Consider the following 19,798-nt stretch of genomic DNA (forward strand, 5'->3'; position numbering starts at 1 on the left):
AGATGTGTATAAGAGACAGGTAGTAAACTTTATGATTAGAATAAAATATACAATAGTTAATTGAAAATAAAAAGGCACCTAACTTAAATAGTAGGTGCCTTTTAAAATGGTTAATTTTTTAAACAAATTCTTCGTTCCCAATATTATCCTTTGCCCATAATAAAGCTTGTAATCGATTACTTACATTAATCTTCTTGAATACATTATGAAGATGTGTTTTTACTGTATTTTCACTAACAAATAATTGCTGTGCAATGTCATTATTTGAAGCCCCCTCACCAAGCAACTTAATAATTTGCTGTTCTCTTTTTGTTAATAAAGCAAATTGGTCACTGGTCGTAACGGGTTGTCTGTTTCTGTAAAAACGAATGTACTCTTGTGCAAGTTGACGGCTAAACCAAAACTCCCCATCGAGCACTTGTTTCATCCCTCGAACAAGCATATCTAGAGAGTCGTCACTATAGAAAACCCCAACCAAATTTTTCCACTTAAGAAAGCTGGCATAATCAGATTCAGGCGGACAATTGATAAGGACTTCATCTACAGAAGGAAATTGTTGATCCCTTAAGGCGAAGTAAGTGGCCTTTTCTTCTTCAGATAAACTTGAAAAATCAATAAGGATCAATGAAGTCATTACTTGGTCTTCAAAGCGATATTGATTAATCAATTGTTGGTACGTAAGTTGATTGATAGGAAGCCCTAAAATATTCTCTACCGACTCTTTTAGTAGGGTGGATTGCAAAGTGTTATGTGCAACAAAAGTTATGCTTCTTGTTATATCGTTATTATGCATGTGAACCTCTTAACGTAACGTTGTCAGTACACAATCTAGTCAACCTTAGCGCTAGGTCAATAGAGTAAAAACCTTACACCATATCCTATCCTACTGAATTATCGAGGTTTACTAGTAGTTTCATATGCTTAAAGTAGATTCTCACTTTTAAGATATAGTGAGTGTTTCTTTTTGATTTTATAAAAAGCAAAAAGGCGCTATTAAAGCGCCTTTTTTATTCACCCTCTACTCAATTAATGAATAGGTGAGTTGTTCGTTTTATTGAACTGACCGAAGTGCTGTTCTAAAACTTCAGGAGTAAGTTTACCTTCTGCTTCTAAACGCTTTAGCTCTGCAACTACTGCTTTTTGCTCTTCAATTGATGGGAGCTTTACCTCAGGCTCGTCACCCATCTCTTGAGACATCACTTCTAGTTCTTTTTCAAAATCGCTCATGAATCTTACCTAATACTAAAAAGTTAAAACTAAATATTGAAACTAAGCTGATTTTACTCATTTAAGCCAAGTGATGCTAGAGCTTAAATGTACCTACCATTTTATCTAAACGACCAGACAGTAAGCGTAGCTCTTGGCTTGCATCAGCCAGTTGCTCGGCAGTACCAGTGGTGACTTCATTGATAGCGTTAATTTCTTCAATATTTTGGTTGATAGTATGTACAACCGTTGACTGCTCTTCCGTTGCTGTCGCAACTTGAGTATTTCGGTCTGTAATATCCGTGATTCTATCTGAGATGCCACCTAAAACGCCCACCGCTTCATCAGATGCAGACACACCTTCAAGCGTCACGACTTTACCCGCATTCATCGCTGTCACAGCGTCTTTTGCATCACTTTGTAACTGGTTAATCATCTTCTGAATTTCTTCAGTAGAATCCGCAGTTCGGCTCGCTAAGTTACGAACTTCATCAGCTACCACTGCAAAGCCACGACCTTGCTCACCAGCACGTGCAGCTTCAATTGCAGCGTTTAAGGCAAGTAGGTTAGTTTGGTCTGAAATATCACGGATAACACCCAAAATTGAACCAATGTCTTGCGTAGTAGAAGCGAGCTGCTCAACCACTTGACCTGTATTTTCAATATCTTGAGCCAAACGGCTAATCGCATCTTTCGCTTTGTTCACAACATTACGACCTACTTCAGTATTGTCTGCCGCTTGAGTCGCGGTTTCAGCTGCAGTCGCGGCGTTAGACGCAATTTCACTGATAGTCATACCCATTTGGTTTATAGCTGCCACCACTTGCAGAGTCTGATCTCGCTGCTCTTGGCTGTTGTCATGAGTGGTATGCGCTTTATTCGATACACTTTCAGCCGCGATTTGAAGAGCCTGACTTGTAGAAGACACTTCTTTCATCGATTCATGGATCTTTTCAATAAAGCCATTAAAACCATTCGAAAGTTGAGCAATTTCATCGTTGCCTTTCACTTCAATGCGTTGTGATAAATCACCATCACCTGCGCCTAAATCACAAAAACGCTTAGACAACAGTTTAATTGGGTTCGTAATGCTGTTCGCTAACACAATTCCCATCAGAATAAAGATCACCGCAACAACAATGGTAGTAATCAGCATCTTCTGAGCGGTTGCATCTAAATCAGCAAACACTTCCTGAGTCGGTACCACACCAATAACAAACCAATCCATTGATGAAACGTACAAGCTTGCGACAAACACTTCTTTGCCTTGGTACTCAGTAGTAATCAAATTAAAGTCATTTTTATCCAACAACTGGCTAGCTTGAGAACCATAAAGTTGAGAAAGCGATGACTTAGCTTTACCTTGCTCACGGTGAATTTGTACATCACCTTTACTGTCTGTTAAGAAAACAAAGCCTGTCGATTCAATCTGAAAACCATTCAATAGGCTTACCATGTCATCCATAGATTTTGATAGACCAGACATAGTGCTGCCGGATACTTGCTGGAAGTTAGCAAACATCTTCACTTCGCCTGTCGATTCTTGGAACATGCTCACCATGGTTCTTTGACCAGACTGAGTAAAACCGAAGAACCAACCATCTTGTTGTTGGTTTAATTGGCGTAAAAAGCCATTTTGATTCCAGTAATAAGATGTTTGTCGGTTAGCAACCGATGCATCATTCAGTTGGTACTGGTTACGAACATTATTAAGCTGTTTGACCAGTTTAGCTTCAACGCTAGGGTCTCGGTCTGTTGAAGAAACAGCGTCGATGATAAATTCGTTTGAAGCAACTTGCTCAGCTGCAAGTAGAAGTTGAGACACTTCACGGTCAACTTCTGCATTAATTTGCTCAAGCATACTTGGCAATTGAATATCAATTAGACGGTGGCTCAGTACATCACGAGCTTGGCGCTGAGCCATTACACCCACAATAACGGTAGAAGCAAGCACCGCAAAGGTGATCCCCGCAACGACTTTTTGTTTAATACTCATGGAATTAAGTTTGAACATCAGATTGCCCCTATTGGCAGAAAATTGTAACGCTTTGTTATCGGCCGCATAGTAGAACCCTTTAGATTTTTAGTCTCTATTTTTATATAGAAAACTCAAAAATATTGACCAAAGGCATGGCAATGCTATTTTTTCTTCACAAATAATGCTGGTGAGCCAAACATCTATTTAACACTCCAACGCTATTTAGAAAATCAAAAACATCCCCATATCTCTATAACGACCTCAAGAATAGAAATCGGGTACTTGTATGTTGAAAGTTAAGGGAACTTTTCTTAATTTTTCAAACCCAAGTACCAATCTAAGACTTAAATACAAATATCAAGAGAGCACTTCATGCATTCAAACGCTTTCAATGCCCTAAAAGACTATTTAGAAACTCAAATCATAGGTCAACAAGACCTGGTAAAACAGTTGATGATCGCATTACTGGCTGACGGTCACATTCTTGTTGAAGGACCTCCAGGGCTCGCAAAAACTCGCGCAGTAAAATCTCTAGCCGATTGCGTAGAAGGCGATTTCCACCGCATTCAATTCACGCCAGATCTGTTACCTGCAGATTTAACTGGTACTGATATTTTCAGACCAGAGACAGGCGAGTTTACTTTTCAATCCGGTCCTATTTTTAATTCGTTAATTCTTGCAGATGAAATCAACCGTGCTCCAGCCAAAGTACAAGCTGCAATGTTAGAAGCGATGGCAGAAAAGCAGGTCACAGCAGGAAGAAATACCTACAAGCTTCCAGAACTCTTTTTAGTTATGGCGACACAAAACCCAATCGAGCAAGAAGGCACATACCCGCTACCTGAAGCACAGCTCGACCGTTTTTTACTTCACCTAGAAGTAAACTACCCAGATATGGAAAGTGAACTAGACATTCTTCGACTCAACCGAGGGGAAGCAAAAGGCAGCACGGCGGTTCAACCCGTTGAAATAAGCCAAGAGACCATATTCCAAGCGAGACAAGAAGTACTCAATGTCCACATGGCGGATACCATTGAGCAATACATTGTGAGACTGGTTATGGCAACTCGTCAGCCGAGCCAATACAGTGAACAGCTGGACCAATGGCTTGATATGGGCGTGAGCCCGCGTGCCACTATCGCATTAGATCGCTGTGCACGTGCTCATGCTTGGTTAGCAGGTCGAGATTTTGTGACTCCCGAAGATGTGCAAACCATGGCATTTCCAGTACTAAGACATCGTTTACTTCGTAGCTATCATGCACAAGCAGAAGGCATCACTTCAAATCAAGTTATCGCGCACCTTATTGGTTTAGTGGGCAGCGCGTAGGCAACGGTAGTCGCTGATAAGGTTAATTGCATGATAAATCCATTGCCAAAGCAATCTTTGAACAAACGAGAAAAGTCACTAGGAACCAAACAGCCTAGTGCTTTACCTAAAGGCAGTAATGGCGTGACTTTGAACTTAGATGAGTTACTCCAGTATAAGTCTCAATCTGTACGCTGGTTACCGCCAGCCAAAAGCCTGTGGTCTCAACTTAATGGTCAGCATGAAAGTGCGAAACGAGGAAGAGGCATGGACTTCGCTGAAGTTCGACAATATCAACCTGGCGATGATATTCGCAGCATTGATTGGCGAGTCACAGCAAGAACAGGCAAGCCACATACTAAGCTTTTTTCAGAAGAAAGAGAGCAGCCCACGGTTCTTTATATTGACCTGAGCAGCAGCATGTTTTTTGGCTCAACCTTACTATTAAAGTCCGTCCAGCTGGCGCATTTTGTTAGCCAAATTTGCTGGGTGACGGTCGCACAAAAAGACCGTATTGGCGCTGTCATTGATACTGGCTTCAAACTGATTGAGATAAAACCCAGTGCGAGCCACCAAGCTCCGTTAAGAATTTTACAAAAAATCATTGAGATTAATAATGCGACATTAGCGGACTCTGCGACTGCTGATTCTTCGAGAGCGGATTCGGACAAACTTACCCGTCAAGCACCGCACTCTTTTGATGTGGCATTGAAGTCGCTCCATCAACTCTGCCCAAAAGGCAGTGACATTATTTTCCTTAGCGATTTCATTCGCTATGAAGAAAGTAACCGCTCACTATTAAGCCAAATACGAACTCATAACCGAATTCGATTTGTGCATTTTTATGATCCTCTTGAGCTTGGTGATACGCCCTATAAAGGTTACCAGCAAATAACCAATGGGATACGAACTCAGTGGCTAAACTTTTCTTCGAATAAAGAAAAACAGGAACTGAACCACGCCTTTAAACAAAAGCAACATGAACTGAAAGCGTTAAGTTTATCGCTTGCGATCCCATACAGTTCATTGTCATGCGCTCGCCCTCTTCTTGAGCAATTATCTGGAACTTATTCATGACAGAAGCAACTCAAACCCCCACTTTAGATCTTAGCCCACTCCTTTTACCTGAAGCCCCACATTGGTGGCCGCTACAATGGGGATGGTGGAGCTTAGCTGCCTCGATTATTATCAGCATCATAATCACGCTCTTTATCATCCGTCGTAACAAGAAAAAGCAAGCCTCAAAACGCGCAGCATTAAGGCTATTTTCGTTGACTAACCAACCGCTCACACCATCGTCAGCTTTAGAGTTGTTAAGGCAGGCTGCACTTAGCTATTACCCAAGAGAAACTATTGCACCGTTATCTGGTAATGAATGGTATGCCTTTCTTGATGAACAATTAAATCAACCGTTATTTGCTCCGAAACAAGCCCTATGGCAGCAAGCTCTCTACCAGAACAAACAAAACGATTCCGATGAACAGCTTGTTCAAGATTGCCAATTGTGGATTCAAAAAGCATTACCACCAAAGAGAGGACGCCGTGGCTAGCTTTTCATTCTTTTACGTAAGCCGCTTTTGGAGCAATAAATTATGAACAATGATTCATGGAGCAGTGGTTTATGGAGTAATAACTTGTGGATCAATAGCTTATCAAATCTGGAGTTTGTATGGTGGTGGGTATTATTGCTTGCCCCACTGCCATGGCTGATCTATAAGTTTGCACCTAAAGCGCAACCCACCGCTGCGGTGAGGTTACCCTACCTCCCTGAACAAACAGGAACTAAGGTACCCAAATCTTTGTGGCCTCAACTTCTTTCTGTGTGTATTTGGTTGTTGATTCTTATCGCTGTCGCTCGTCCTGTCTGGTATGGAGACCCTGTAGAGGTTCAACCAAAACACCGAGACTTGATGCTTGTGGTGGACCTTTCCTATTCAATGAGCAAAGAAGACATGCAATTGAATGGTGAATACATTGACCGACTATCTGCGGTAAAACAGGTCCTCACAGACTTTATTGATAAACGTAAAGGCGATCGCGTTGGGTTAGTTTTGTTTGCTGATCATGCTTACTTGCAAACACCATTAACCCTAGACAGAAACACGTTAACGCAGCAACTTAACCAAGCCGTTTTACGACTTATTGGTAACAATACTGCCATCGGTGACGGAATTGGGCTTGCGACTAAAACCTTCATTGATAGTGACGCTCCTCAACGAGTAATGATTTTGCTGAGTGACGGTAGCAATACTGCTGGGGTACTTGACCCAATTGAAGCTGCAGATATTGCCAAGAAATTCAACTCAACAATCTATACCGTTGGTGTTGGCGCTGGTGAAATGGTGGTGAAAGAGTTCTTTATGACTCGTAAAGTCAATACCGCTCAAGACTTGGATGAAGCAACGCTTATCGATATTGCAGACAGAACAGGTGGGCAATATTTTAGAGCTCGAGACAGCAAAGAGCTCGCCACCATTTATGACATGATTAATAGCTTAGAACCAGTATCAAGTGCGACTAAGACATGGAGACCTCAGCAAGAATGGTTTGGTTTCCCGCTAGCGCTCGCCCTATTACTTTCATGCTTACTTATTGCGCTAAGGAGAGAAAATGTCTAATTTTGAATTTCTCTACCCCTTATGGTTAATCGCTTTAGCTGTGATTCCATTGGTCTTTATCTTTAGTCATCGCACTCAAGAGCGACCATTGATTGCACCGCATATTGCTCAATATTTATCGCCTAGCAATAGCAAACCTTCACGAAACAAACGTAAGTATTTTGCGCTGTGGTGGGCTATTTCGGTTATTGCATTAGCTGGACCAAGTTTTCAAAAAGTGGAACGCCCAAGTTTTGAAAAAACTCCGGCTAGAGTGCTCGTGATGGATATGTCGATGTCGATGTATGCCACAGACATAAAACCAAACCGACTCACACAAGCCCGCTATAAAGCACTCGACCTGTTGCCGAAATGGTCTGAAGGTTTAACAGGCTTAGTCGCTTATGCTGGTGATGCGTATACCATTAGCCCTCTCACTTCCGATGTGAATACCATTGTTAACCTTATCCCTAACCTGTCGCCAGATATCATGCCATTTCAAGGTGGTAATGCAGCTTCAGCCGTGGCTTTATCAGTGGAAATGATGCACAACGCCAAAATCTACCAAGGCGATATTGTTCTCATTAGTGATGATATTGATGACCAAGAACGAAAGCAGATTGAGTCACAACTAAAAGGCACTGCGTGGCGATTATCCATTCTTGCCGTTGGTACACAAGATGGCGCCCCTATCAGCTTAGCGGACGGATCAATGCTACGAAACAATTTTGGTTCTACAGTCATCGCTAGAACCAACATCGAAAATATGCAGGCTCTCACTCGATTAACCAATGGGACGTTCGCACCTGTGCAGCATGACAGTTCTGACGTGGAATACCTTGCCTTAAACACCACAGCCAGCACCCAACTGACCGACGTAAAACAAGGGACACAAGCCCTCAGTACAAGAGTCAATAATGGCTTTTGGCTTCTGCCGTTTATTCTGTTGCCAGTACTCACTTTATTCAGACAAGGTGCGATTTGGATCTTGGTGATTGGGGTAGCACCTTTATTGAAACCAATGCCAGCACACGCAAACCCTTGGAAAACTGATGATCAGGTGGCTTACCAATCTTTCCAACAAGGTGATTTTGAAGCTGCAGCTTCCGACTTTTCCTCTAAGGAATGGAAAGGCGCTGCTCAATATCAAGCCGGTAACTATGAAGGTGCAATTGAATCCTTATCAGATCTCCAGGGTGAAGATGCTCGCTATAACCTCGCTAACGCGTATGCACAACAAGGGAATCTTGAAGAAGCGATAAAAGGCTATGAAAGTGTACTTGCCAGCAATCCAAACCATCGTTATGCGCAGAATAACTTGGACATCGTCAAGCAACAGCAACAGCAACAGCAAGGCGAGCCTCAAGACGGTGATTCTCAAAATCAATCAGAGAATCAGCAATCTACCGATTCTTCCTCCAAAAGTAATGAAGAAGGCTCAGAACAAGGCAATCAGCAAGACTCTGAAGATCAGCAGGCAAATTCTCAGCAAAACCCAAAACCTCAACCTGACTCACAGCAACAAGAGAATAACAGCCAAAACCAACAAGGTGATGACTCTAAAAAGAAAAATGCTGAAGAAAGCTCAAGCCAAGAAAACCAAGATGAATCCACTGAGGGTAAAGAGGGTCGCTCAGCTCAAGCTCACAAAGGGGAACCCGAATCTGAGACATCTCAACCGGCTCAACCGGATCAAACTGGTGATTCAAAGGCTGTCGACACCGACATTAGAAAGCTTGAACAAGTTGAAAGTGCCAGGGATCCAAGCCAACTGCTGAGAGCTCAAATGATTCTACAAGCGCAACAAAAAAACGCGCCTACTAACCAAGATAAAAAGTGGTGATCATGCCAATTTCTAAACACCTATTTTTAACCTTTTTCATCGGTTTTTTAAGCCTAGGTTTATCGATGAACTCCGCACATGCAGCCACTACCGCTTCTGCAAGCGTGACTCAGAATAAAGTGACCAAAGATGAAGTTTTTGTGCTCAGGGTTTCTGTGAATGAAAAGGTCTCTTCAGATGCTTTAACACTCGATGCATTAGCCAATGATTTCTATATTGGTCGACCTAGTTTCGGTTCATCAATGAACATCATTAACGGAACTCGAACGGTGCAAAGCGAATGGACTGTCACTCTAGCGCCACTGAGAGCAGGTTCATTAACCATTCCAAGTTTCACTATTGAAGGCGCTAAGACACGCCCTATTCCGATCAAAGTGTCCATCAATAAGTTGGCACCAACCCAGAATGATATGGCTGAGTTTGAGCTGGAACTGAATACAACACAGCTTTATCCAGGCGAGAATGGGCAGCTTGATGTAACTTTGGTGATCAAGGCTGATCCTCGAAGGCTACAAAACCCTCAAATTGCGCCGCCTAGTTCTATACTTTCAAATAGCTCTGATGATTCAAATAGATCTTATGATTCAAATAACGTTATTAACGCAAAGGGACTAGACATAACCCCGATTGGAGACTCAAAACAGTACCAAGATGTGCGTAACGGTGTTGAAGTCACGGTAGTTCAGCAATCATTCTCTTTGTCTTCATCGATACCGGGTGATTACATGTTAATTGGACCTAAGCTAACAGGCTCAGTGGTCTATTCAGATAATCGTTCGAGTAAAACTCGACTATTCCAACTGGATACACCAGTTAAAACATTTGCGGTGAACGTTCTGCCTATACCAAGCGATTACCAGGGAAGCTGGCTCCCAACACAGCAGCTCACACTCAACCAAACTTGGGAAGACAGTACCGGAGCAAAAATCGCGGAAGGCAGCCATATTGAATTGAGTGTGGGCGATTCCTTAACTCGAACTATCACCATGTCAGCAAAAGGGATTGCACAACATCAATTACCGAATCTTGCACTAACGAACCCTGAAACTGTTCGTGTGTACGAGGAAAAACCAAAGTTTGGTCAAACCGAATCTGGTGATGCTATTGTCGTTTTCCAACAAGTGCTTATACCTAAACAATCTGGCTCTTTCACTTTACCAGCGGTGACACAAACTTGGTTTAATACCACAAACAAAACGCAAGAAACAAGCTCACTTGGGGGTTTAACCTTTACGGCAATCGCTAATGCATCCGAGACTGCTGCAATAGAGCCTAAGAAATCAATCCAACCAGTTACAACCGAAACGGTAACAGTAACCGACGCAGGGATATGGCCATATATCACTTTGATGTTCGCGATACTTTGGCTTGGAAGCAGTGCCTTAGCTTTCCACTTCTGGAAGAAGCAATCTAGCAACCCGCCACACTCTAATACCCAGAAGACTGGCAAGCCGGATAACACACAGCAAGATCTTATTTTCGCTTTAGAAAAGAGAGATGGTTTACAAGTTGAAGCTATATTTGAAGTGTGGAGAGATGAGCACAGGAACGTTAGCCCAAGTGACTTGAATGCCATTAAAAACGAAATTAAATCATTCACAAATGAGCTTTACGGCAAAAATGCAGTCTCTAATCCAACATGGACACCAGCCACTGTAATAAAATTGATTAGAAAACAGAAAGCCTCAAAAACCACTACTGAGGAGTCGGTTCTGAAACAATTATAATTGTCTATTCACCGATACTTAACAGTAAGGCTGGTATTTTCAGTAAGGTAAGTACTTTGCTGTAAGGTCGCTACTTAGCAGTAAAACAGATGCTGTAGCAAAAGACCAAAAAGCCTAGCGATGAATCAACAGAATTCTCGTTAGGCTTTTTTATTTAAATTTTTACAGACTTACTATAAGTGAACGATAACCTGAGTAGGCTTCTACTCAACAGCAACTTTCAATGCAACGGCTGATACACTTTGGTTTCTGCCTAAGTCTTTAGCCTGATACAAAGCTTTATCTGCATTTCTATACAAGCCATCAAAGTCTAAATTATTATACTGAGCTTTAACCGATGCATAGCCTACTGAAGCTGTAAGGACTTGGCTGGTACTGCTGTCTTGGTGAGAAATTTTGGCATTTTCAATACATTGACGAATGCCCTCAGCTCGCTGTTTTGTCTCTTTGTGACTCGTCCCGACCAATAACAACATAAACTCTTCGCCACCGACTCTGCAAAAAGTTTCACCTTCATGATAAGTATGCTTTCTAAGAATATCACCCACCGTTTTAAGCGCGGCATCCCCTTCTGTATGACCATACACATTGTTATACAAACCAAAGTGGTCTAAATCGACAAGAATAAGACCGAAAGTAATCAAAGATGATTGATGGGTATCGCTCAACTCATCAAGGACTTGAGTCAATTTTCGCCTGTTACCAAGGCGAGTAAGTGGGTCCATTTTTGAAATTACATCAAGCTGTTCATTCGCCATTTCAAGCTGCAAAGTGCGCTTCTTCACTTCTTGTTCTAGTGTTTCATTAAGCATTTTCAGCTCTTCTTGTGCTTGAGTTCTTTGTAGGACTTCAGCCAAGCTTGAAGCAAATATGCGTATAACTTCCCTCAATTGAGAAGTCAACGGGCTTCGTGTCAGCAAGTTATCCGCAGCAATAAAAGCAATCGGTTCTTGTGTATTATTGGTGAGCATAGTCATGGATGTCCAACCAAACCCAACAATATTGCAGTCATGGTAAATAGGGACCGACTCTTCAAACGCCACTTGGTTAGGCGTTGAGCGTGCTGCCGTCACTATCTCTCTATTCGTTGTTTCAGAACGATAATAGGATTCATCAACAATGTTTCCTTGAATGTTGGTGCCCCAGGTTCCTTGCATGTAGGTACAGTTTTTATCCGTTAAAAAAACAGCCATCCTATCGATGCCAAGATGCTGGATAGCAAAACTAACCGCTGATTTACAAACATCGCTCAAGCTGTCACAACGAGACAACTCCACCATGCTTGAGTGCAGCATTCGAATATTTTGTTCTTGCCGTTTTCGGATATAAATTTGAGAAAGAAGGGAGCCAAACGACGTCAACATTTGCTTTTGATAACCCGTTATTGGGCTGCGTTGAATATAGTTATCCATTGCGATCCAACCAATGGCTTTGTCGCCCTCTCGTAGAATGAGCATGCCATTCCACCCCTGTCCCACCACTTTCCCTGCCGTATAAAGAGGGGCTTCTTCAATAACGACTAAGTTTCTTTTACCATCAGATAACGCTTCGATATATTCTTCTTCAAGTTGATGAAGATCGTATTGAGTATGGTGCTCACTATTGGTTTTGCCGTCTTCATCAGTGCCATAAGTGCCGCTAAAACAACGCTTTTTCATATCTAGCAGCATGAAAACCGCTCGGTCAAAGCCTAAGCGATCCCTTACTGCTTCTACTGCTGCTTTATATAAAGCATCCAATGATTCAGGGTTGGATAATTCGAGTGCCACTTCATGCACTAGCTTCATATTTTCAACAAACAACTCTCGAAGTTTGATTTCATCTAAATACAGAGCTTCCCGCGTATCGCGATTTTTTATTTCTATGGCCGCATTTTTTTCTGCCCGAATACACTGCCAACGTGCCGCAGCAAGTTGAAGTACATCAAGATGATTTTCAAAGGCTTGGCTGATTTTTCCAGGATCACAACTTTGTATCACAAGGAAGGTTTTAGATGCGGGGGCATTATCCAACATCATAATAAATGATTCGCCACCGAGCTTCTCTACATGTTCCCACTGGCAAGTATTGATCGCCATAGGCAGTACACCGTCTGCTGTATCAAACTGTGAAACCCAAGGCCAAAACGTATTAGGATAAACATCAAGAGAGCTGACTTTTCCAGAAGAAAAAAGAGGCGATTGATTCGTTGAAATAGAAGGATTGGTAAAAATACCTACCCCTTTGGGGCATAGAATTTGGGCAAGATAACCAAAAAGGTATTCAGCGAGTAAGCGATGATCTCGTATGGCTGACATTTGTTTGGTAAAGGCTTTTACTGGCACAAGTTCTATCCATCTGGCTATTCAAGTAATGCAAAAATACCTATGGGTTAATATGCAATCAATATAACTAAAAAGCAGATGTTAACTTACTCGCAATTCCTTTCTTTGCATTGTCACAAGCTGGACAAACACTACAAAAATGGGATTTCTTTTCCATTTTCTTACTAATGAAACTGTGAACCTATCAGGGTGGAAGTAACGATTATTTACGCAGTGTTTATACAAAAAGCACCAAGAAAAATAATAACGAAAAATGGAACCGATAAAGCAAAAAAGCCCCACTACAAATAGTGGGGCAAACTTTCCATCGCTTATAATTATAGTGATATGCTAGTAAATAAAGCGCGGCGTAATCTATGGTTAAAATTAACCAAAATCACCGTTTACGTAACCCTGTGTACGGTCGTCTTTAGGGTTACTGAAAATAACTTGAGTATCGTTGTGTTCAACCAATTCACCCATCAAGAAGAAAGCCGTACGGTCTGAAATACGTCGAGCTTGCTGCATTGAGTGAGTCACGATCACGATGGTGTAGTTCTTCTTAAGATCTTCCATCAACTCTTCAATTTTATGAGTCGCAATCGGGTCAAGTGCTGATGTCGGTTCATCCATTAAAATAACATCTGGTTCCATTGCAATGGTACGAGCAATACACAAACGCTGCTGCTGACCACCAGACAAACCAAAGGCATGCGACTTAAGACGGTCTTTCACTTCATCCCAAAGCGCAGCACCACGAAGAGAGCTTTCTACCACTTGGTCGATGTGTTTTTTATCTTTAATCCCTTGAGCTCGTAGACCATAAGCCACGTTCTCATAAATGCTCATTGGGAATGGGTTTGGCTTTTGGAATACCATGCCAACTCGAATACGTAAATCAGAGACATCAATATTTCCATAGATGTCAGTGCCATCCATTTCTAATAAGCCTGTAATTTTCACACCTTCAATCAAATCATTCATGCGGTTAAGACAGCGCAAAAGTGTTGATTTCCCACAGCCTGAAGGACCAATTAACGCCGTCACTTGGCGAGTTGGAATCGGCAAATTAATTGATTTAAGTGCTTGGTTGTCGCCGTAAAACAGGTCTAGGTTTTCAATATCAAATTTGTTCATAATCGTAATCTCTAAATTCTTAAATTCGTTTCTAATTCAATGCTTATACACGTTGCTCACAGGAGCTTAATACGTTGCTGTGTTGAAGCGGCTTGCAATTAATTTGGTGACCATGTTGATCAGCAAAACAAGCACAATTAGGACTGTCGCTGTACCGTAAGCTTGGTTCCACTCATCAATAGTGAACAGCTCAGTGGTCAACTTATATAGGTGAACCGTTAGTGTACGACCAGAATCCAATACAGATTCTGGAATACGTGCCACCATACCTGCTGTTAGAAATACAGGTGCTGATTCGCCAATTACACGACCAATACTAAGAATGACCGAAGTTAAGATACCTGGCATTGCACTTGGTAAGATTAAACGCCAGATAGTGTAGATTTTAGGAGCGCCAAGACCATATGAGCCTTCGCGGTAAGTTTGTGGCACTGCCATCAATGCTTCTTCAGTTGTACGAATAATAACGGGAAGAATCAAAATACTCAGTGTTAATGCACCCGAAAGAATCGAGAAGCCTAAACCTAAGATAGAAACAAAGAATGTCATACCAAATAGACCAAAGATAATCGATGGAATACCGGCTAAAGATTCAGTACAGAAACGGATAACTTTTACTAATCGGCTACCCACCTTGGCGTATTCCGTTAGATAAATCGCCGTCATAATACCGAGCGGTGCTGCGACGGATATCGATGCTATCACCATATAAATGGTGGATATAATCATCGGGAAAATGCCTTGCTCCGTACCAGTACGAGTGTAGTCATCAGTAATAAAGTTCCAATCTACGTGTTGTAGACCATTCGACAAAATGTACCAAATAATCCAAAACAAGAAGCCAACCGTCACAGCGGCTGCACCCCAGATGAAGACTTTCAAAACATTATCTTTGTTTTGGCGAGCTTGTTTTAGCTTTACGCGATCTTGAGTTTTAATTATTTGCATAGTATTCACCTTCCGCTTACTTAGCTTTTTCACGGTTTAGATAAAGCAGAGCACCATTTAACATCATGATGAATACAAGAAGTACAACACCAGTTGCGTACAATGCGTTCGCGTGAACGCCACTTGCGTATGACATTTCAATAGCAATGTTCGCCGTTAATGTACGAGCTGAGTCTAATATTCCTTCCGGCATGGCAGGGGCATTACCCATAACCATAATGATTGCCATGGTTTCACCAAGAGCGCGGCCAATACCAAGAATCACACCGGTCATAATGCCTGAACGTGCTGCTGGTACTAACAGTTTAAAAATCGTAAAGATTTTAGATGCACCTAACGCCAGTGAACCTTCTTTATAAGCATGAGGCACTGCACGAATAGAGGTTTCAGATACCGTGATAACCGTTGGTAAAATCATAATACCGAGAACGATAATACCCGCGAGAATAGTGTTACCAGCAGGAACCTGGAAAACATTTTGGATAAGAGGAACAATGATAACTAAGCCAAAAAATCCGTAAACTACTGACGGAATACCCGCTAATAATTCAACAGCAGGTCGGATGATATCAGCCAAGCGCTTAGGAGCAATTTCAGCGATAAAGATTGCCGTGAGTACACCAACTGGAACACCAACAACAACAGCACCAAGTGTAGAAACAATCGAAGCAACAATCATGGTTGCTACACCGAATAGAGCCGGTGGTAACCAATCTGTTCCTAAAACAATGCCAGAGACACCAGCCTCTTGGAATGCAGGGATACTCTCTGCAACGATAAAATAAGCGATTACTGCCAGTGATACGATGCCGATTACAGCACTCGTTAAGAATAAGCCGTGAAAGATACGCTCTTTCCAATCAATACGCTTTTTGGTGCGTAGACTTGGCTTATTGACTTGAGTTGCTTCAGTATTCATAAGCTTTTCACTATTTGCGATGGTCATATACTAAATCTCATACTTTGCTCTGTAATTCAGGCAAAGTTGAAAGAAAAGGCTCAGCCCAAATGTAGGCTGAGCAATATTTAAATGCTTTAAGCTAAGTAAATGATTAGTTTACTGTGATGTAGCCTTTCTTACCTGCGATAGCCTGTGCTTCATCAGCAACCATCCAGTCTAGGAACTGTTGAGTTTCTTTAGAAGGAGCACCAGCTTTGTAAAGAACTAGGAATGGACGAGCAACTTTGTAAGAACCGTTCTTAACGTTTTCTACGTTTGCAGCAGCACCATCGATAGTTAGAGCTTGAACTGTGTTATCTACAGTACCAAGAGAAATGAAGCCGATAGCGTATGGGTTGCTTGCTACCGATACTTTTAGTGCGCCGTTACCGTTAGCAACTTGTGCACGTTGAGAGATTGCAGATACTTTCTTATCGCCAATCTTTTTCTTAAGTTTCATGATGTCTTCGAATGCACCACGAGTACCAGAAGCTGTATCACGTGTGATTGCAACGATTGGCTTGTCAGCACCACCAACGTCTTTCCAGTTAGTGATGTCGCCTTTGTAGATAGAAGTGATTTGCTCAGCAGTTAGAGCAGAAACTTCGTTATTTGGGTTAACAACAACTGCAATACCGTCACGAGCGATAACCAGCTCTTTTAGGTCAGATGTTCTCTCTTCTTCTTTTAGGTCACGAGAAGAGATACCAAGGTCAGCACTTCCATTTTTTGCTGCTTTGATGCCTGCAGAAGAACCTGGAGCTTGAATCTCGATGAATACTGGTTCACCTTTATTCATGTAAGTTTCTGCAAAAACTTCAACCAGTGGAGAAGCACTGTTAGAGCCAACTACAGAGATAGTTTCTTTAGCTGAAGCTGTATTCACTGTTAGAGCGCCTAGTAGTGCGATTGCACCGATAACTGTCTTTTTCATCACAAATTTCCTTTAGTGGCGTTATTGCCGTTATGTTTTGCTTGAACGAGGCTTACTTTAAAATCTGAATGTGACAGTTGTGTTTCACTTAATTGAAGCCTATATGACAAAGCGTAATAAAACCGAAATTATCGATTTCCCTTTAATCACCTCCTCTATTTCCCATATATAGCTATAACGGTTCTCTTCTTATTACTCCAAACCCCCTTTACCGCCCAATTGTGCCCCTTATAAACCTGCGCACTTTTCTTTACAGCTCACTATTCTTTTTTAGATATAAATCAAAAGTCCGTAGGCTGTATCTGTTAATGTCCCCTCCTTCCGCACGGCAAACGATTAAATGGCATTTAAAAACGCCTAATTCATAACAAAATGTAATGGTTTATTGATTGATTTATCAGACTGACGGGATAGAATCGGTGCCGGAAAATAAAATAATAAGAATTATTCTCAACAACTGGAATTTTAACTAACCATCAAAGTGTAAAGAGGGTTTTAACATGCGCCAACTTTTAAGTGGCTTATCCATTAAAGTACAGATTTTAATACCTGTACTTTTCTCCATTGTTCTTCTGCTTGGTGGAATCACCATTGGAGGCGAAAAGCTAGAAAGTGCTTTTCAAGATGTATCGGTTGCCACTGACCAGCTGATTTTGCATAAAGAAGAGTTAAGTGAAATCGTAGACAACAGCTACGGGATGCGTATCAAAGCCATCTACAGCTTGTTTAACCCAGAAGATATAAAGACTCTTGTGGAAACGCTTAATCAAAAAAGAAACACAAATTCACGCTTACTTGACTCACTTGATACCGTACCTGGCATGCAAGAAGAAGTAAGAATGATGCGTCAAGCTATGGGGCATTATGTGGACTTTTCACGTCAAACCATGCTTCCTCTTTTAAAAATCAAACATGGGGAGAGTTACCTTTCTGATGATTTTGAAATGAAGTATCAGAACGCGTCTGCACAGTATCGTGATGCTGGTAACAACATGGTAAAAGCGATTAACTCCCTCTCAAAAGAGCTCAACCGCATCGCTATTGAAAGCGTCGAAACTAACGGTGAAAAACACAGTTCAACACTAAATACCGCCATCATTGCCCTACTGATCATTCTTTCTATTGCTCTTTTAAGTAGCTGGCTATTAGCTGGAATCATTGTTAATCCTATTAGAAACCTTCAAGTAACAATGCGTGATGTTGCGAAAGGAAACCTACTAGTTAAAGCCGACGAACAAGGTAAAAATGAAATTTCGTTTCTAGCTCAAGATGTGAACAAAACGGTAAGCCAGCTAAGAGAAACCGTTGAATCTTTGATGCGAATTAGCGTTGAAGTTGCTTCAGCTTCTACTGAACTTGCCGCGGTAATGACACAATCAAGCGCTAATTCAGATCAAGAAAAACAAGAAGTTGAACAAGTGGCTTCAGCCGTGAATCAACTAGAAAGTACGGCTTCACACGTCAATGAAAATGCCGTTCTTGCGGATTCTGCGTCTAAACAGGCTGACAAAATGGCAACTCATAGCATGACGTTGTTTGAAGAAAGCCACCAAGCGAATGAAAAAATGGCAATTCAGCTAGGAGATGCTGCTCAGGTTGTTGGTACGTTGAAAGAACAATCCGAGCAAATCGGTAAAGTGATTGAAGTGATCCAAAGTATTTCTGAACAAACCAACTTGCTTGCACTAAATGCTGCAATTGAAGCGGCGCGTGCTGGTGAAAGTGGGCGCGGTTTTGCGGTAGTAGCCGATGAAGTTCGTATGTTGGCAGCCAGAACTCAAGATTCAACGAAAGAGATTCAAGCGATTATTGAAGGGCTTCAAACTCAATCTGGTAATGCCAATGAAAGCATGAATAACTCACTGGCGATGCTGCAGCAAAACCAAGAGTTAGCAAGTGAAGTGAGTACTGCACTTTCAGACATTGCGCATTCAGTTACGGATATGACCGAGATTAATACGCAAGTTGCATCTGCCGCTGAAGAGCAAAGCCAAGTAACGGGTGACATCAACCGCAATATTTCAAATATCTACGATTTAGTCAGCCAAAACGTTACAGGTATTACTCAAGCAGCAGCTGCCAGTCATGAGTTATCAGATTTAGCTGAGCGTCAAAAGCAGCAACTTGATTACTTTAAAGTATAACTTGCAGACATTTCTTTGAGTCTTTGAGGTTAGAGTTACAAGTGACTCAAGCGCTTAACTAACATTTGTCTATAAGTTCTAGTAACAAAACAAAAAGCACTCGTTACAAAGCAGCAAGTGCTAGATACAAAAAAGACCGTGATTATCACGGTCTTTTTTATTATCAACTCTACGCTTACTCAGCAACAAGCAACACGCTAAACTTATATTGCGCGGCGTTGTACTGATAAACCTCAGCGTTAATCGTATCTAACGTCATCACGCTTTGCCCGTCACCAGCCGGAGTCGAGCTCCACACATAGGCTTCTAGGTCACCCGTTTCGTAGTTAAACGTATCCCCGAAAGCTTTTGAGCTAAGTGCAGGAGAATGACAAGCCACTTCTTTTAAAGAGATCAGCTCTTTAATGTTTGGCATGCGCCACTGCTCAACACCACCAAATTGGTGTAACTCGTGATTACCATTGGTGTCATTGATGGACTCAACCATAGTCAATGCACTTTGCCATAAAAAAGTTTCATCTTCACCAGAACAAGATAATGATGACTTATCCCAAGTCTTACCTAATTGGCAACGCATCCAAGTCAAACCTGTCAGCTGATCGGTGAAAGTACCATTATCATTCGTTACATAACGAGTGTTAGATGCCGTTCTTCCAAGGTCTAGGCTACATTCTTGAGCAAAAGCGCCTGCCGAAAATAGGCTAATTAAAGCGACTGTTAATATGTTTTTCAT

The 19,798-nt window shown here is 41.7% G+C and carries 16 protein-coding genes; 7 read left to right on the forward strand and 9 right to left on the reverse strand.

What is annotated here, in order from left to right; genetic code table 11:
• Positions 1-118: 118 nt before the first annotated feature.
• From F0226_RS10130 to F0226_RS10140, 3 genes are all read right to left on the reverse strand, one after another.
• A complete protein-coding gene (locus F0226_RS10130) occupies positions 119-793 on the reverse strand; it encodes a LuxR C-terminal-related transcriptional regulator (RefSeq protein WP_171735518.1) in 675 nt (224 codons plus the stop codon).
• Between the two features lie 233 nt (positions 794-1,026).
• Positions 1,027-1,227 carry a restriction endonuclease subunit S gene (locus F0226_RS10135; RefSeq protein ID WP_171735519.1) on the reverse strand — a complete coding sequence of 67 codons (201 nt, stop codon included), beginning with the start codon at positions 1,225-1,227 and terminating at the stop codon, positions 1,027-1,029.
• Positions 1,228-1,303: 76 nt separating this feature from the next.
• Positions 1,304-3,220 (reverse strand): methyl-accepting chemotaxis protein, encoded by a 1,917-nt coding sequence (locus F0226_RS10140; protein WP_171735520.1) that lies wholly within the window; start codon positions 3,218-3,220, stop codon positions 1,304-1,306.
• Positions 3,221-3,556: 336 nt separating this feature from the next.
• Here F0226_RS10140 and F0226_RS10145 point away from each other — a divergent pair, with 336 nt between their 5' ends.
• From F0226_RS10145 to F0226_RS10170, 6 genes are read left to right on the forward strand one after another with little or no spacing between them, the layout of a single operon-like run.
• On the forward strand, positions 3,557-4,513 hold the full coding sequence (locus F0226_RS10145) for a MoxR family ATPase (RefSeq protein ID WP_171735521.1): 957 nt from the start codon (positions 3,557-3,559) through the stop codon (positions 4,511-4,513).
• A gap of 30 nt (positions 4,514-4,543) precedes the next feature.
• Positions 4,544-5,569 (forward strand): DUF58 domain-containing protein, encoded by a 1,026-nt coding sequence (locus F0226_RS10150; RefSeq protein ID WP_171735522.1) that lies wholly within the window; start codon positions 4,544-4,546, stop codon positions 5,567-5,569.
• Positions 5,566-6,042 carry a DUF4381 domain-containing protein gene (locus F0226_RS10155; RefSeq protein WP_171735523.1) on the forward strand — a complete coding sequence of 159 codons (477 nt, stop codon included), beginning with the start codon at positions 5,566-5,568 and terminating at the stop codon, positions 6,040-6,042. Before F0226_RS10150 ends, F0226_RS10155 begins: the two co-directional genes overlap by 4 nt.
• 42 nt (positions 6,043-6,084) lie before the next feature.
• Complete coding sequence (locus F0226_RS10160) at positions 6,085-7,110, forward strand: VWA domain-containing protein (RefSeq protein WP_171735524.1); 1,026 nt, start codon at positions 6,085-6,087, stop codon at positions 7,108-7,110.
• Positions 7,103-8,932: a VWA domain-containing protein gene (locus F0226_RS10165; RefSeq protein ID WP_171735525.1), complete on the forward strand. Its 1,830-nt coding sequence runs from the start codon at positions 7,103-7,105 to the stop codon at positions 8,930-8,932. The genes F0226_RS10160 and F0226_RS10165 overlap by 8 nt, the downstream gene beginning before the upstream one ends.
• Before the next feature lie 2 nt (positions 8,933-8,934).
• Positions 8,935-10,659 carry a BatD family protein gene (locus F0226_RS10170; RefSeq protein WP_171735526.1) on the forward strand — a complete coding sequence of 575 codons (1,725 nt, stop codon included), beginning with the start codon at positions 8,935-8,937 and terminating at the stop codon, positions 10,657-10,659.
• Positions 10,660-10,862: 203 nt separating this feature from the next.
• Here F0226_RS10170 and F0226_RS10175 read toward each other — a convergent pair whose 3' ends face one another.
• The 5 genes from F0226_RS10175 to F0226_RS10195 all read right to left on the reverse strand — a co-directional run bounded on the left by F0226_RS10175 (position 10,863) and on the right by F0226_RS10195 (position 16,921).
• Positions 10,863-12,983 carry a GGDEF domain-containing protein gene (locus tag F0226_RS10175; protein WP_171735527.1) on the reverse strand — a complete coding sequence of 707 codons (2,121 nt, stop codon included), beginning with the start codon at positions 12,981-12,983 and terminating at the stop codon, positions 10,863-10,865.
• A 366-nt stretch (positions 12,984-13,349) separates the two neighbouring features.
• Entirely contained in the window at positions 13,350-14,099 is a 750-nt protein-coding gene (pstB, locus tag F0226_RS10180; RefSeq protein WP_137371954.1) for a phosphate ABC transporter ATP-binding protein PstB, read from the reverse strand.
• A gap of 66 nt (positions 14,100-14,165) precedes the next feature.
• Positions 14,166-15,047 carry a phosphate ABC transporter permease PstA gene (gene pstA / locus F0226_RS10185; RefSeq protein WP_171735528.1) on the reverse strand — a complete coding sequence of 294 codons (882 nt, stop codon included), beginning with the start codon at positions 15,045-15,047 and terminating at the stop codon, positions 14,166-14,168.
• A gap of 16 nt (positions 15,048-15,063) precedes the next feature.
• Complete coding sequence (gene pstC / locus F0226_RS10190; protein WP_171735529.1) at positions 15,064-15,993, reverse strand: phosphate ABC transporter permease subunit PstC; 930 nt, start codon at positions 15,991-15,993, stop codon at positions 15,064-15,066.
• Positions 15,994-16,099: 106 nt separating this feature from the next.
• Positions 16,100-16,921 carry a phosphate ABC transporter substrate-binding protein gene (locus F0226_RS10195; RefSeq protein ID WP_171735530.1) on the reverse strand — a complete coding sequence of 274 codons (822 nt, stop codon included), beginning with the start codon at positions 16,919-16,921 and terminating at the stop codon, positions 16,100-16,102.
• 500 nt (positions 16,922-17,421) lie between these two features.
• On the opposite strand from F0226_RS10195, the gene F0226_RS10200 reads away from it, so the two are divergent.
• Positions 17,422-19,065: a methyl-accepting chemotaxis protein gene (locus F0226_RS10200; RefSeq protein WP_171735531.1), complete on the forward strand. Its 1,644-nt coding sequence runs from the start codon at positions 17,422-17,424 to the stop codon at positions 19,063-19,065.
• A 175-nt stretch (positions 19,066-19,240) separates the two neighbouring features.
• Here the strand turns inward: F0226_RS10200 and F0226_RS10205 are convergent, their stop codons facing one another.
• Complete coding sequence (locus tag F0226_RS10205; RefSeq protein WP_171735532.1) at positions 19,241-19,798, reverse strand: DUF1566 domain-containing protein; 558 nt, start codon at positions 19,796-19,798, stop codon at positions 19,241-19,243.

This window comes from Vibrio sp. 99-70-13A1, from assembly GCF_013114625.1.
Classification (GTDB): Bacteria; Pseudomonadota; Gammaproteobacteria; order Enterobacterales; family Vibrionaceae; genus Vibrio.

Coding starts and splice junctions, on each gene's coding strand:
- F0226_RS10130 (WP_171735518.1), bottom strand. CDS start 793: ATGCATAATAACGATATAACAAGAAGCATAACTTTTGTTGCACATAAC.
- F0226_RS10135 (WP_171735519.1), bottom strand. CDS start 1,227: ATGAGCGATTTTGAAAAAGAACTAGAAGTGATGTCTCAAGAGATGGGT.
- F0226_RS10140 (WP_171735520.1), bottom strand. CDS start 3,220: ATGTTCAAACTTAATTCCATGAGTATTAAACAAAAAGTCGTTGCGGGG.
- F0226_RS10145 (WP_171735521.1), top strand. CDS start 3,557: ATGCATTCAAACGCTTTCAATGCCCTAAAAGACTATTTAGAAACTCAA.
- F0226_RS10150 (WP_171735522.1), top strand. CDS start 4,544: ATGATAAATCCATTGCCAAAGCAATCTTTGAACAAACGAGAAAAGTCA.
- F0226_RS10155 (WP_171735523.1), top strand. CDS start 5,566: ATGACAGAAGCAACTCAAACCCCCACTTTAGATCTTAGCCCACTCCTT.
- F0226_RS10160 (WP_171735524.1), top strand. CDS start 6,085: ATGAACAATGATTCATGGAGCAGTGGTTTATGGAGTAATAACTTGTGG.
- F0226_RS10165 (WP_171735525.1), top strand. CDS start 7,103: ATGTCTAATTTTGAATTTCTCTACCCCTTATGGTTAATCGCTTTAGCT.
- F0226_RS10170 (WP_171735526.1), top strand. CDS start 8,935: ATGCCAATTTCTAAACACCTATTTTTAACCTTTTTCATCGGTTTTTTA.
- pstB (WP_137371954.1), bottom strand. CDS start 14,099: ATGAACAAATTTGATATTGAAAACCTAGACCTGTTTTACGGCGACAAC.
- pstA (WP_171735528.1), bottom strand. CDS start 15,047: ATGCAAATAATTAAAACTCAAGATCGCGTAAAGCTAAAACAAGCTCGC.
- pstC (WP_171735529.1), bottom strand. CDS start 15,993: ATGACCATCGCAAATAGTGAAAAGCTTATGAATACTGAAGCAACTCAA.
- F0226_RS10195 (WP_171735530.1), bottom strand. CDS start 16,921: ATGAAAAAGACAGTTATCGGTGCAATCGCACTACTAGGCGCTCTAACA.
- F0226_RS10200 (WP_171735531.1), top strand. CDS start 17,422: ATGCGCCAACTTTTAAGTGGCTTATCCATTAAAGTACAGATTTTAATA.
- F0226_RS10205 (WP_171735532.1), bottom strand. CDS start 19,798: ATGAAAAACATATTAACAGTCGCTTTAATTAGCCTATTTTCGGCAGGC.